The organism is Vibrio zhanjiangensis, assembly GCF_030161235.1.
Lineage (GTDB): Bacteria > Pseudomonadota > Gammaproteobacteria > Enterobacterales > Vibrionaceae > Vibrio > Vibrio zhanjiangensis.
This window is the reverse complement of record NZ_BSPW01000027.1, coordinates 26,271-39,836: the sequence shown is the minus strand read 5'-3', so window position 1 is coordinate 39,836 and position 13,566 is coordinate 26,271. Positions and strand designations below refer to the sequence as shown.

Sequence of the window (13,566 nt, the reverse complement as noted above, 5' to 3'; positions counted from 1 at the left end):
TTTGCTCCTTTACTATCCGGATTAGCTCAATTTACATAGCTTGAAAATTCAGATTAAGGGATTGTTACGCTAGTAGTTGGGCACTGAGGCGAACGAGTTTTTTTCCTCTTATATAGTGTTGAAGTAACTCCCTCGGACATAAGTAAATGCATTGAATGGGAGGATAGGCGATATCCTCCAAATTCTTCGTTTGTCGGTTCTTCATATGGGCACTTTCTATAACCCCTTCAGTGCCTGGAAAAATAAAGGCGTTATTCACTTGAGAAGATGGGCGATAAGTCGTGAGCGCTTTTGCATAGAAAAACTGCTTTACTAGATCAGGCCATCCAGGTGCTTCACGTGTAGTTTCGGTAACACCATAGTACTTGGCATCAACCACGGCAAAGTTGTCGCTGTCTGGGCGGTGTAAAATAATATCGGTCCTTTGGCCTTTTCGAGCCGCATCCGCAAAACTTCCATCCGTTAGCTGATATGTCGGAGTAGGGAGCAGATGGTTTAGTTTTACGCCAAAGCTGAGAGTTTCCGAGAGCATACTCTCCCACATACCATGAAAGTGCTTGACCCCGATGACCAAAATCTGTTCCTCTTGTCCTTTAATTTGCTCGAGAAATTCTATTAAGTGAGAGATTAACTCTAGCTCTCGAGTTGCGAAATAAGAATGGATTTGAGATTTAAGGTGAGAGATTTGAGAATTAATCTTCCTTGATGGAGGGCTAACAGATTTCAAACTTTCTGATATGTGGGAGGGCTTAGTTGATATCAGCCAACTGAACTGAGCATCGAGCTTACGAATAACTTCAGCATGGATGCGCGTGATTTCTTCACCGATAAACCGATAGCTGGAAGTCCCGTCGACTTCTAAATAAACTGGGCCGTTATCACTAACGAAAGCTGTTCGCCTGCTGATAGTCTTTTTCCAATCTGCTTTCCCACTGTTTACAACATTTCTTTTTTGACGCTTTGAAAATAGGCCATTGATTCTAAAGTCATTAAGTAACCACATTATAGAGCTGAGTTTACTAATTCCTATACAGTCATCACCTTCATCATCGGCAGATATCTCATTCTTCTTTGTTGTTGAATATCGATGAATAGCCGCCAACATATCAGATGCAAGCAATGTTTTGTCTTTATGTTTATCGAAGCTGATGCGGGTTTCTCTGGGAAGAAAAGCATGCAAAACATCTTTATCTGAGATTAGCCCACAGAATGAGACACTTTTTCCTCCAACCGTTACGAGCCCTTTCTTACGCAGAACTGCCTGCAATGACTTATCAAAAGATCTAAGCGAATCTCTGTCATTGTGAAGCTCTAAAGAATAATTCATGTCGAGCCTCTAGTGTGTTTCATCTCTGGCTACTGTCATCTGAATGAGTTCAGAGGCCAAGCTGTCCTTTAGTACATTTCGAGAAGCATCATAATTTTGAATTAGCTGGCCGTAAGTGGTGAGCTCAACTTCTTCACCGCCTGAGTTGGATACGTACTCCGCAAAAATGACACTGCGTTGGCCATGTCTGAGCACATCATCCCAAAGGTACGTGAATATCTTTCCTTTCAGAGCAGCCTCGCCATTCTCATTGAGCTCGTTATCATCCAAAAAACGATGGCCTAACAGTTTATCCTCGGGGATATGGTCTAAGGCGAGGGCTTTGTTAACTGCTTTAGCGAAATCGACCCAAAGAACATCGTAAACTTCAACTTCACCATCATCATCCTCTAATGGCAACGGAAGAGTACCTTTTGGCGCATTTGAATACTCTATCGGCAGGTATTCAAACTCCCAACGCCTTTTAAACGCGGTGTCTAGAGGCATAACCGCTTGGTCACTACTATTCATCGTAGCTAAAATCGATAGATTTGAAGGTATAACTAGTTTCCCACTTGCGAAGTAGTTATCAGTCTTACTATTTAAGTATGCTAGCCAGTCTGGATCTGAGATATTGACTGGATATTTACTTTGTCTAGTTGGTAGCCTGTCTAGGAGTTGGAAAATCTCGCCAAAAGCAGCGGCGGCGGCGGCGCGGTTTATCTCTTCTATAACCAATGAACACTCTTTACTCGGATTGTTTACCGCGAGGATGATAGCATCTGTCAAGCAACTCGGCCTAAATTCATAGTGTATAGTTCGATCAACCATTACTGGCTTCAAGCAACCTATGAAGTCACTGTATTGAGTATCTGGGTGAAAGACTGTTCTTATTGTAAAATCTGTTTCTGTTTTCTGTTCTATCGCGTAACTTTTACCTGTACCTGGAGCACCGAAGTAGATTTTGTTACGTCCTGTCTGAAGTCGACGGTCATTACTACTTCTTTGAGGTTGCAATAGTTCTAAATAAACATCGTCATTAGGCATCTGGCTATTTAAATACATGATACTTGTATCCAAATAGTCTTTGGAAAGTTGAATATCTTTTTCAGAGTAGTTATCTAGGTTGTTTGAGATGGTCACTATTTTGTTGAGTAGCGAAAACATTGGGAATGTTTGAACTCCTGCAAGCGCTATAGTTACTTCATCAGAAATATAGTTTGAAAATAGATATCTCCAATCAGCTTCTACATAGTGAAGATAATTACTAAAGGTAGCTAGATTGCTGTTTATATCCTCAAGGGCTTCAATGACATGCTTTAGGGAAATTGCGAAGTATTTTTTACCTCGCCTTCCAGTGTTAGAAAATTTGAAGGAGGGAGAGACCTCTAGATACTCTAAGGAAGTTTCACTGGCTAGTGTGTTACATTCTTTGATAAAATCATCAATTCTCATTCTGAGCCTTTAAATTTGCCTGTTTAGATGTACAGTGCTACTATCGCTTGGTGAAAAAGCGGATAAGTGAAAGTAAATTGGATCTAATTAATCAATCAGTTGCTGAATATATCAAAAATACTCGTGAAAACCTTGGTTTAGGCCGTACTGAGTTCGCAAATTTGCTAGGAATGTCATCAACTGGAGAGAGAACAATCAGAGGATGGGAAACTGGTGAACACAAACCGACCAAAACAAAGCTGGATGCAATTGCCAATCTTGAGTCTGAACTGAAAGAGCGCTTTGAAAATGCACCTTTCCGACAAAAGCAGGAAGAGGATTGTAATTTCAGATTTATCGATCTGTTTGCTGGTATTGGTGGAATCAGATTACCATTCCAGGAGCTGGGTGGTTACTGCGCATTTACTTCGGAGTGGGATAAGTTCGCCCAGAAAACCTATCTGCATAATTATGGCGAAATGCCAAAAGGGGATATTACTCAGATAGAGTCAAAGCGTATTCCTGACCACGATATTCTGTTAGGTGGGTTCCCTTGTCAGGCCTTCTCACAGGCAGGCCTAAAGCAGGGTTTCAGTGACACTCGCGGAACAATGTTCTTTGAAATTCAGAGAATTCTTGCAGAGAAAAGACCAAAAGCATTTCTTCTTGAGAATGTTAAGCAGCTGAAAGGCCATGACAAAGGCAGAACACTAAAAACAATTGTCGATATTCTTGAAGGCAAACACGAGCAGGATATTCCTGATGTTGTTCCTATTAGTGAAGATGCTCGTCATGCTCTTAGCGAAAAGCTTAACTACTGGGTTGATTTTAAAGTTCTTCGAGCGGCTGACTTTGGTGCTCCACAAAACCGCGAAAGAATCTTTATCATAGGTTTTGATAAAGATTACTTTAAAGGTGTTAACTTTGATGAGTTGTTCTCATGGCCAGTACCACCAAGAACACCTACTCTTGTAGGCGACATACTTCAGTCTCAGGAAGAGCTTCAGGCGGACATTGTTGCTGTAGGTAAAGACCGCTTCACTATCTCAGACAAGCTTTGGGAGGGGCACCAGAAGCGTAAAGAAGGCCATAAAACAAAAGGGAACGGCTTTGGTTATACGCTTTACAACGCTGATAGTGAATACACCAACACAATCAGTGCACGTTACTACAAAGACGGTTCAGAGATACTGATTGATCAAAGTCACATTGGCAAAAATCCTCGTAAGCTTACCCCACGTGAATGTGCACGGCTTCAGGGGTTCCCTGAAGAATTCGACGTAGATGCAGTATCACAGGGGCAAATCTACAAGCAGTTTGGTAACTCAGTTTGTATGAAGGTAATCAGAGCAGTAGCAAAACAAATTATCACGGCGATTAATCTTGCAGAGCAAAAGTCTCCTGCTAGGGCATTAGAAAAAATAGTCTAAATAATAGAAGGTGTTTGCAAATGCCATCTAATTTTATTTCAGGGCTATAAGTAGCAATTAAGGACAGAGCGAGGTTGCTTATCGACACTAACGCTTCGTGGATATTTGCAACCTCGGTTGGATATGTTTGGTAGCGATTATACGGTGTATCGAATTTCCACCACCTTGAGTAATGTTGGGCTAACTGGTTTACCTGTATTGATCTTGTTGGCATTCCAAGACTAGCTTGTGGATGCCTGACCAGCTCAGTTTGGCGCAAGGGTTTAAATCATGAGATGTAACTTCGGCCTTAGCGCCAATGAGCACACAGTATGATAAAGTTAACCTTTCTCCTCCGGAGACAAAAATCCTTTATTTGCGCCAGGGGTGACTCTTGTTGCTCGGATTTCATTTTCTAGGGCGATGGAGGTTTTGGGGAAGAAAGTGCTTTCGTCGGTCTCGGTGTTGATGACGGGTTGAGCTTTTATTTCAGCTTCGTATGCCATTGAGTTTTCGGGGAATATGATCTTAGATTTGTTCATGAAATAAACCATTTTTGCATTGAGGGCGTCGAGCCGATTGTAGACGCTTTGTCTGATATAGTTTGCCTAAAATCGTGGTTGTTTTCACTAAATCACTATTTATGTGCAAAGTATCACATTGATATGGGATGAATAGTGGATAACAAAACACGTTTGGGTTGCTGATTTACACTAAATCATCCCTAGAGCACGGTGGCTGACGCGGCAAGAACTGAGTTAATCTTGCCGCTGATATAGGTAAAATTCTAATATGAAACGAACGACTTTCTTGGCGTTGTTGTCATTATTAATAAGTAGATTACTGACACTGATTCAGCCTCCAGTTAATACTAATATACATACGTCACGTCAGTAAGTTGCATCGATCTCAGACATATTTGGCTCATGATAAGATTGTGTCTGTTGTGATTTTTTAGAACATAGTAACGGTCGTACATTATCAATAGATAGGAGATAAACTTCATTGTCTGATTCTATTTCAAGTGCATCTATCAAATCTTCTTCACCTTCGATTATGAGGTCTGGGAATGATTCAGACATTTGATGTTTTAGGTTCATTGGAACTCTCACGCAGATACTTTGACTTAAGTCAAGAAACTCTAGCCCTTGCCTTATTAAACTCCTGATCAAATCTTTTCTATCGCAGTCGTGGATGATATTGGACAATATATCGGAGACTATATTCTCAATTTGTTGTTCTAAGGATGAAATTGAATTCTTCCAATAGGCACGCTGTTTGTTTTCAAGGCTGCACTCATCAAGTTTTTGAACGGACAAAGCTTGATTTTGCGCTTTGTTAATTATTGCCTGCTTTTCGCTTAGCGCACTTTCAATAATTTTTTTTGCTTCTTGCCTTGCTTCATCAAGTAGCTTTTCTATTTCATTTTGCCCATTTGTCTTAGACTCTTCTATATGAGTCAGCGTGCTGAGTTCGTCAGCAGAAATTATTTTGGTATTTTGAAGAGAGGTGATCTCTTCTATGCCGATTTTGGTAAAAATTTCTCGTGCCATTCTTTTGATATCCTCTCTAAACATATAAATAAAGTGGACTCTACATCCTCTTTATTTAATGGGACAATGCCAATCTTTTCGTTTACTTTTGTGTTTATTTCTTTTTTTGGGAGTTTTAACGTTAATAGCTTCTTGTATACATGGGGCCAGTCTGCCGTCAATATATTGATTCCTAACAGAGATATCTGAGGTAGATGATCAAAGAGAAACGAGTCTAGCGGCAAAAACGTTTTTGGAACAGGCAAGGTCTGCAGTTTATCTTGAAACGGCATTTTCGAAACATCATCATTTAGACTTGATTGTCGCGTTAGCCATCCATAATGTTCGAGGAAATACTCTTTTATAACTGTGATGTCCTTTTTGTTAATGTAATTATTGATATTTTTGTTATAAATATATCCTGACCATAGTGTAAGAGTTTTACAAACTATACCGGATGGAAGAAGAGCTAGATGCTGTGCAGTTAAGTTTTCTGTTCCTTTATCTACTCCAGTCAGTTCAAAGTCAACGGTAGAGAGATCTAGCTCTAAGCATTCCAATAGATATTGATTCAACAAGGCTTCCTGCCGAGAAGATGTTATTGATGGCACACAATCTTCGTACAGGCGGTGTAGGTAACCTTCGATATGAGTAGGATGTACATTTGCTCTTATGTTTAAAACTTGATCAAGAAGCTGACTCTTGTACAACATTTTCTAACATCTCCAAATTTTTATTTTTCAACTTTCTGATTGAGAAAAATGAGTAGCAAGCTATTGCTATTGAAAGCATGATCAATATGACAATTGCAATATAAAGGTAGGCTGATGAGCTACTCTCCTCGACTTTTTTGATTATCGGTGGCGGAGTGCTTGATTCAACCAAAATAACTTTAACATTGTTGTACTCTAGACCTTCAATACTGCTTTGTACCAAGCTTTTTATCTGAGGGGTTAACTGTGAAATTTCAGCTTCTTGGGAATGTTTAACAAATACTGCGGCAGAAGACGGTTGTTTGGTTTTCATGCGAGTTTCTGCTGGGATCATTAAATGTACTCTGGCAGAAATCACACCGTCGATTTGATTTAGCGTTTTAGCTAATGATTGAGAGATAGCGTATTCAAACCTTGCTTTTTCTTGCGTTGGTGTAGAGACTAGGCCATCCTGTGGGAACAACTGCTCAACGGTAGCAAACTCTTGCTTGGGGTATCCATTCTGTTTTAGCAGCTCAACTGCTGAGGAGAACTGAGAACCTTCCACTTTGAGGGTAATGCTTTTTCCATTGATCGATTGCTTTTCTGCATCTATTCCTTCACTAAGAAGTAGAGCCAACATTTGGTTCGCTTCGGATTCCGATAGATTGGAATACATCTCTTCTTTACAGCCCACTAAAGCTAAGCTGAATAGTAAGAGGGTTAGTTTGAGGAAAATGTTTCGCATATCTTTAATATTCATGGGCACGATTCTGTCTAAATAGATTTGCTAATGCCTGAAACTGAAGACAGTTTCAGGCCACGTTGGTTACTGGCTGCTTAGCAGTTTATCGAAACCTTGGGTAAATTTTCCGACAAAAGTTGCTGAAGTTAGTGTGTTCAATACAAGACTATTTATTTCCGAGTGAAGGTTTCCGTAGTCGACCACAGAAAGATCTTCCGTCGCTCGTGTCAATGTCTCGTTATAGTGCTTATCTACCTTTGAACTGAAGCTAACTGCACCTTCCAGCCAATCTTCCCCCATAGGTTTAACTGGCTCTTGAATATGTTTGTCGAACAGCGATTCTAGGCTAGCCCTTGATACTGGCTGTTGAGGCATGGTGTAGGCGCTTGCGACCGGAGATATTGAGTCTACCATATGAGTTCCTTTTGTTATGTTGGTTGAGTATCAAGCAAATTTGATTTGATCAAATTTGCGATTGAGCAAAGTTTGAGTTCCGCCTCTTCAGAGTGATGCTCCGCAATACCTATGAAAGCTAGGAAGAATTTTCCTAACTCTGAGCTATCATTGATAAGCAGCTTTCGTGCTTGTAAGAAGTGGCTATGTCTACATAAACTTATTGCATAGATAATCTGTGCGACACGTTTATGAAAAATCTCTTCTTCTGATTGACCTTCGGCATATAGAAAAGGCATAAGTATTGAACGCACGTTATCGGTACTACCTTCCTCAGCCACACTCAAGGCGATATTTGCAAGATGCTTAGCTACATTCGGTCTAATAGTCCTTTTAGTACATCGAATATTGCTTTTTGTGTTGTGCTTTGCAGTTGAGTTGATAGTTGCCAATCGTTGTTTAGCTTCTGAAATACTGCTAGGTCCATACTGTCGTGAGGATCCATTGTTTTCATGTGTTCCTCCAGCTTTGAAGTGGTTGACTGAACTGAAGCTCCCAATATTTGATGTACTGAGCCTAAATCCATAATGATTCTCCTGTTGTTTAATGATATGTTCGATAGCACACTCTAATGCTACCTTCCAAGTATTTAACTCCGCATACTCACAGGGTGTATTGAGCTGCTTCATTTGCAATGTTATTTTCAAAAGCCAGTCTTCGAGCAAAGGTTGGCCTTGAAACATGAGAGATGTGTTTGTCAGCATTTAACCGGCCGCTCCAATCCAAATAATTTGTTTATCCTTTAATAGAGATATGCCATCTTCGGTTATTTCTTTGATAGTAAATCCATCACCGATTATCGAGTTCTTCAAATATTTTTGCCCATTGGAGAGCTCAAGATAAGGGGTGAAACTTGTACTAACAGCCCGAATGGGAGGTAACATCCCTTCTGGATCAATAAAAGGTTGATATTGTATGGGCACTTGGTTGCCGAATTTTGAATTTGCAGAATCAATCAGCTGATGGATTTGTGCTTTTTGCAATGTGTTTGTCTTACCACTAATGAGTATATGTTTCTGATAATTTGAAGCCCCAGTAGTGTACAAGCCCATTTTGTCAATGCTTTGGTTAAGCCACAAGATAACTTCTGAAGCTTTGGTCGTGTTAAAGGTAACTTTAGATAACCCAGGAATTTCTTTTTTTATTGATGTGGCCAATGTCGCTGTAGACAGTTGGTCGGAAACTACACCTTTAATTGTGGCTCTTCCTTCGAGATCCACACTGACATCATAGCCATACAAGTTATGTTCATTCAGTAATGTTTGTATTGAAGTCGTTAGTTTATCTATACGGTGCACTTTCCATATCAAGGGAAACTCACTGTTAGCTTCGATTTGGCGTCGAGCAGTATTTGATGTTGACCTATCTTGTATATAACCAGTGACGAATGTGCGTTTATCCTGCTCTGAAACAATTAAACCAAAGTTCTTGCTATCTGTTGGAGAAGTAGATGACTGTTCGAGCGCCGGTCTAATATCAATAGTATTGTTTTTAATAGAATTATTTGACGAATAAAATGATGCGTTCAAGCTTCCTATACAAAGTAACCCAGAGAAGAGTACTCCCGTCCAAGGAAACCGAAAACGGGGTTGCTGTGGAAGATTTATCGTGGGCCAAGTTGCATCGACTTTACCAACAGTAAAGGCAATTGCCCCAATTTGAACGACATCATAGGGAGCAATACTCGACAACGAGGTTCGTTGAACTTTGCCGTTGATGTACCATTTAGCATTGTTTAGCTCTTTAAGCGCGATAATTTTGTCATTAACCGTAATTTGCATTGCGGTATCTGCTAAACCTATGTCTGTTAGGACACAGTCTGCACCTTCATGGCATGAGCCGATAATAATGTGTTTCTTATCTAGTACCATCTCTGCCCCCGAATGCTTACCAGAGAGCACCTTTAATGTCCAAGTCATAACTATTCACTCCATGCGCTTTCAAAGGCTTCTCTAATGAGTCTTAGTTCTTCAACTTCGCTTGTAATTTGGTTGTTGAATAACTTAGTTGCATCAGACTGTTTTGTATGGCCTGATACTTCATCCAATATTCTTGGCCGAATGAGAAACATGCGCACTGAACGACTATCGTCAGAGCTGTCATAAGTAAATAAACGTCCAAGAAGTGGAATGTCACCAAGAACAGGAACTTTTGAACTTCCTTCTAGATTACGCTGTGAATAAAATCCTCCAATGAGTAGGCTTTGATTTCGTGCGACCGTCGCTTGCGTAATAATGGTACTGTCTTTAATCACAGGGAGATCTGAAATAGTCTCACTCTCTCGTTTGCCATCTGTAAGTGTGATATCTAAGCTGATTGCAAGCCCCTCTTTAGAAGGAATGATTCTTGGGATTACAATAAGCTCGGTGCCTGCTGAAAGTGTGACCAATTGAGCATCTTCTTTTGCCTCAACTTTTGCATAGAACTCTTCTTTATTGCTGATCACCGCTCGAGTATTTTCTCTTGCAAGTAAAGTGGGTCTTGACAAGGTGCGTGCTTTTTTCTGTTGCTCTAAGGCTGTAAGCGTGAACTCAAATTGACTAAGGGTTCCTAGAGGTAATGTTGTCGCAAAGCCAGTTCCTCCATGCCACGCTCCTTCAATAATGCCACTGAGTGGATTGACGCTTAAAGAGCCATTGCTTCCTTTAGCTTTCCAATCAACACCAAGGTCTTCTAAAGCACTCTCCGCTACATCAATAATCGAAATGGATATTTCCACTTGGCGTTTGGGCTTGTCCATTGAATGAATAAGAGGAATGATCCTTTGCACTGAAGATTCTGTGTCATAAATGAGTACACTATTCATGTCAGGGTCAGCAACAATGTTTCCTTGCGTAATTACTTCGCCACTATAGCCAAGAAGGCTGCGCAACTTTGTCACCATTCCTGGTGTAGTGCTACCATCGTCAAGTTTTCTATCTTCAGCGTGACTATAAAGAAGAGGGATAACGTAGGGTTTCATTTGGTAGTTGGGTTCTTTTGCTGCACTATCATCGACAGCTTTGGCTGCATCAATTGCGATTTCCAGAAATTTGGGTGGACCTGAGACAAGTAGCATTCCTGTGTCAGGTAAAGCGCGCATACCAAAACGATTCGGATCCAAGCCGATTTTCTTCATTTTGTTTGAAAATCTTTCAGATGAAGCATTGTTAAGAGTAATTAACTTGGTTTGAATTTCACTAGAGCAGTTGAAATAGATAGTAGAGTCGATTCGAAACCAAACAATGTTATATGCTGATGAAAGTTGATGAAGGAATGCCTCTCCGGATTCTGCTTTGATGCTTCCGCTGAACGAATCTTCAAAGCATTCACTAACCACTCCAAACAGTCCATAGTGAGCAGAGAATGCGTTTAAAACATCAGGTAAGGGTGTGTTTTTTGCTCTATAGCTATACTTTTCATTGGGTAATGTTGAAGCATAAATTGGCTGTATTAGCATTACTATGGCAAATAGAGCGATAAAGTTAGAAAAGCGATTAAGATGAATACTAATTTTCATTTTTTACACCATATATTTCATAAAGTTGTGAAAGTGATTACAGGTGTTGTTATCTGATAATGAATGAACAAGTGAATGGGCCCATAGCAAATCATCAATAGCATTAGAAAATGCATCAGTATCACCAAGGTAATCTGACATTCTAAGTCGGAGGCTGTAACTTATTTCTTGGTTGTCAAAAACTAACTCAACATTTGTATGTAAAGATATAGGTATCATTTTTCTCATCGTGTATTCCAAAATGCTATTATCTATACTTACATCCATTTCTCCTGTCCAGAAACATATTTTAGACTCATTCAAATCTATATTAAACTGAATGATAGAGTTTGATATTTTTGTTATGTATAGATTGCTTTCAGCTTTTAATAGCGGAAGCATGGCATTACTCGTATATGTTTTAATATCTTTATACACGTTATCTGTTCTCTATTATCCGAAGGTTGAGCATACTTTCCCATTTTCGAGATATTAAATCACAATAAAATGATAAAAAAGACAGCAATAACCATGATAAAATTATCACGTTGGATTTTTTATCAATTTTATATTTTTTTTATCAACGTACATATTTACACAATTTAGAGTCGATAATTGACACTAAGTTGTTGATATTTATATTTTTTATTGCTTTTCTTTGATTTGTTTCTCAAACGTTATGTGTCAAATTCCTGATAAAATTATAAATAAATGGTTTTAATGATGATATTTAACTAACGTCTGTTGTAAGTTTATATCAACGCATGATTTAGAGGTTTCATTGCGGTACAGATTAAAGAAATTTACTCACAGCAATAGGATGAGTTACTTAGGAGATAGACTAGAAATGAGTAGTAATAATGAATACGTAGATTATGATGATATTCTGCTAAAACAAGCTATAGAAATAGAAGAGAGAGAGGCATTTACATCTGAAGCACTAAAAACTCTAGAAGAAAATAGTCGGAAAAGGAAAAGTCTTGATGCTATGTATCCGTCTATTGACGATATGACAAGAAATAAAATCAAAGAAAATAAAGAAATAATTAATAAAGAGCTGGAAAAGCAAGGTATTACATCAGATGATAGTTTTGTAGATATTGTTAAGGAAAAAAACAAAGTAAATTATAGGGCGAGGCCTGGGAGGGTTTTAATATAAAAGATAGTGACTAATTATCAAATTAAATATAGATGTAACATAGATTTTTTCAATATTAAATGAATAACTTAAAATTTAAAGGTAGAAGATATGACTACAGTAACGGGTACTAACAGCACAACGCTATTTGCGGGCATGGAGCAAACAGAGCAAATGTCGCTATCACAACTAAAAGCCGCAGTTATGCATGATAGAGCAACAGAAACTGAAGAAAATGTGCGTTATAAACTGGTGGATATGCAGCAGCAAACCAATGAAATGAAGGCAATTAATGACGTTATGCAAATGCTGCGTAACGACATTAGTAATATCAATGGTAATAAGGATGACAGCAAGGGCACCATGTCAGCTGAGGTAAAGCAGTTTCTATCGGACAATGTGAAAGGGTTTAGCGCCCAAAGCGAATACACAAGAGCGGATATGCAGCTGCAATTGGATAACGTGAAGGCAGTTTACGACAACCTAGCGTCACAAGGTTCAATTGACATGATTCGTACCAATGACGCAATGTCTAAGAACAAAAATGCTGTCGATGCTTATAGCACTATTGTTAAGAATGACGGTGATGCGAAAGAAGGTATTATTCGTAATATGTAATTTATTCCATAAATTATTAAAATTTAAATTAATGGAAGTGTTTAATAAATATATTAATCCATCCAATAATGTGAATTGTCATTTTGGTTTTAATATGTAAAAAATAATTTTTATAAATAAAAGGTAGAAGATATGACTACAGTAACGGGTACTAACAGCACAACGCTATTTGCGGGCATGGAACAAACAGAGCAAATGTCGCTATCACAACTAAAAGCCGCAGTTATGCATGATAGAGCAACAGAAACTGAAGAAAATGTACGTTATAAACTGGTGGATATGCAGCAGCAAACCAATGAAATGAAGGCAATTAATGACGTTATGCAAATGCTGCGTAACGACATTAGTAATATCAATGGTAATAAGGATGACAGCAAGGGCACCATGTCAGCTGAGGTAAAGCAGTTTCTATCGGACAATGTGAAAGGGTTTAGCGCCCAAAGCGAATACACAAGAGCGGATATGCAGCTGCAATTGGATAACGTGAAGGCAGTTTACGACAACCTAGCGTCACAAGGTTCAATTGACATGATTCGTACCAATGACGCAATGTCTAAGAACAAAAATGCTGTCGATGCTTATAGCACTATTGTTAAGAATGACGGTGATGCGAAAGAAGGTATTATTCGTAATATGTAATTTATTCCATAAATTATTAAAATTTAATTTAATGGAAGTGTTTAATAAATATATTAATCCATCCAATAGTGTAAATTGTTATTTTGGTTTTAATATGTAAAAAATAATTTTTATAAATAAAA

General features: G+C 38.8%; 15 protein-coding genes. 4 read left to right on the top strand and 11 right to left on the bottom strand.

Annotated features, from left to right (window positions below):
* Positions 1-64: 64 nt before the first annotated feature.
* Together QQK21_RS08340 and QQK21_RS08335 are read right to left on the bottom strand one after the other, a co-directional pair.
* Positions 65-1,327, bottom strand: a complete 1,263-nt coding sequence (locus QQK21_RS08340) for an LlaJI family restriction endonuclease (RefSeq protein WP_284191739.1) — start codon at positions 1,325-1,327, stop codon at positions 65-67.
* A gap of 9 nt (positions 1,328-1,336) precedes the next feature.
* Entirely contained in the window at positions 1,337-2,761 is a 1,425-nt protein-coding gene (locus QQK21_RS08335; RefSeq protein ID WP_284191738.1) for an AAA family ATPase, read from the bottom strand.
* 77 nt (positions 2,762-2,838) lie between these two features.
* Here QQK21_RS08335 and QQK21_RS08330 point away from each other — a divergent pair, with 77 nt between their 5' ends.
* Positions 2,839-4,170, top strand: coding sequence for a DNA cytosine methyltransferase (locus tag QQK21_RS08330; protein WP_284191737.1), 1,332 nt, complete (start codon positions 2,839-2,841; stop codon positions 4,168-4,170).
* 320 nt (positions 4,171-4,490) lie between these two features.
* On the opposite strand, the gene QQK21_RS08325 is transcribed toward QQK21_RS08330, so the two are convergent.
* The 9 genes from QQK21_RS08325 to QQK21_RS08285 all read right to left on the bottom strand — a co-directional run bounded on the left by QQK21_RS08325 (position 4,491) and on the right by QQK21_RS08285 (position 11,487).
* Positions 4,491-4,691 (bottom strand): hypothetical protein, encoded by a 201-nt coding sequence (locus QQK21_RS08325; protein WP_284191736.1) that lies wholly within the window; start codon positions 4,689-4,691, stop codon positions 4,491-4,493.
* A gap of 348 nt (positions 4,692-5,039) precedes the next feature.
* Positions 5,040-5,702 carry a hypothetical protein gene (locus QQK21_RS08320; RefSeq protein WP_284191735.1) on the bottom strand — a complete coding sequence of 221 codons (663 nt, stop codon included), beginning with the start codon at positions 5,700-5,702 and terminating at the stop codon, positions 5,040-5,042.
* Positions 5,669-6,394, bottom strand: coding sequence for a hypothetical protein (locus QQK21_RS08315; RefSeq protein ID WP_284191734.1), 726 nt, complete (start codon positions 6,392-6,394; stop codon positions 5,669-5,671). The genes QQK21_RS08320 and QQK21_RS08315 overlap by 34 nt, the downstream gene beginning before the upstream one ends.
* A complete protein-coding gene (gene sctJ / locus QQK21_RS08310; RefSeq protein WP_284191733.1) occupies positions 6,369-7,136 on the bottom strand; it encodes a type III secretion system inner membrane ring lipoprotein SctJ in 768 nt (255 codons plus the stop codon). Before sctJ ends, QQK21_RS08315 begins: the two co-directional genes overlap by 26 nt.
* A gap of 66 nt (positions 7,137-7,202) precedes the next feature.
* Complete coding sequence (locus QQK21_RS08305; RefSeq protein ID WP_284191732.1) at positions 7,203-7,532, bottom strand: hypothetical protein; 330 nt, start codon at positions 7,530-7,532, stop codon at positions 7,203-7,205.
* A 14-nt stretch (positions 7,533-7,546) separates the two neighbouring features.
* Positions 7,547-8,254 (bottom strand): hypothetical protein, encoded by a 708-nt coding sequence (locus tag QQK21_RS08300; protein ID WP_284191731.1) that lies wholly within the window; start codon positions 8,252-8,254, stop codon positions 7,547-7,549.
* A 21-nt stretch (positions 8,255-8,275) separates the two neighbouring features.
* Positions 8,276-9,490 carry a type III secretion system inner membrane ring subunit SctD gene (gene sctD, locus QQK21_RS08295; RefSeq protein ID WP_284191730.1) on the bottom strand — a complete coding sequence of 405 codons (1,215 nt, stop codon included), beginning with the start codon at positions 9,488-9,490 and terminating at the stop codon, positions 8,276-8,278.
* Positions 9,491-9,492: 2 nt separating this feature from the next.
* Entirely contained in the window at positions 9,493-11,070 is a 1,578-nt protein-coding gene (sctC, locus tag QQK21_RS08290) for a type III secretion system outer membrane ring subunit SctC (protein WP_284191729.1), read from the bottom strand.
* Between the two features lie 3 nt (positions 11,071-11,073).
* Positions 11,074-11,487, bottom strand: coding sequence for a hypothetical protein (locus tag QQK21_RS08285; protein WP_284191728.1), 414 nt, complete (start codon positions 11,485-11,487; stop codon positions 11,074-11,076).
* A gap of 409 nt (positions 11,488-11,896) precedes the next feature.
* Here QQK21_RS08285 and QQK21_RS08280 point away from each other — a divergent pair, with 409 nt between their 5' ends.
* The 3 genes from QQK21_RS08280 to QQK21_RS08270 all read left to right on the top strand — a co-directional run bounded on the left by QQK21_RS08280 (position 11,897) and on the right by QQK21_RS08270 (position 13,444).
* Entirely contained in the window at positions 11,897-12,208 is a 312-nt protein-coding gene (locus tag QQK21_RS08280; RefSeq protein WP_284191727.1) for a hypothetical protein, read from the top strand.
* A gap of 90 nt (positions 12,209-12,298) precedes the next feature.
* Positions 12,299-12,805, top strand: coding sequence for a hypothetical protein (locus tag QQK21_RS08275; RefSeq protein WP_284191726.1), 507 nt, complete (start codon positions 12,299-12,301; stop codon positions 12,803-12,805).
* A gap of 132 nt (positions 12,806-12,937) precedes the next feature.
* On the top strand, positions 12,938-13,444 hold the full coding sequence (locus tag QQK21_RS08270) for a hypothetical protein (protein ID WP_284191726.1): 507 nt from the start codon (positions 12,938-12,940) through the stop codon (positions 13,442-13,444).
* The last annotated feature ends 122 nt before the right edge of the window (positions 13,445-13,566 follow it).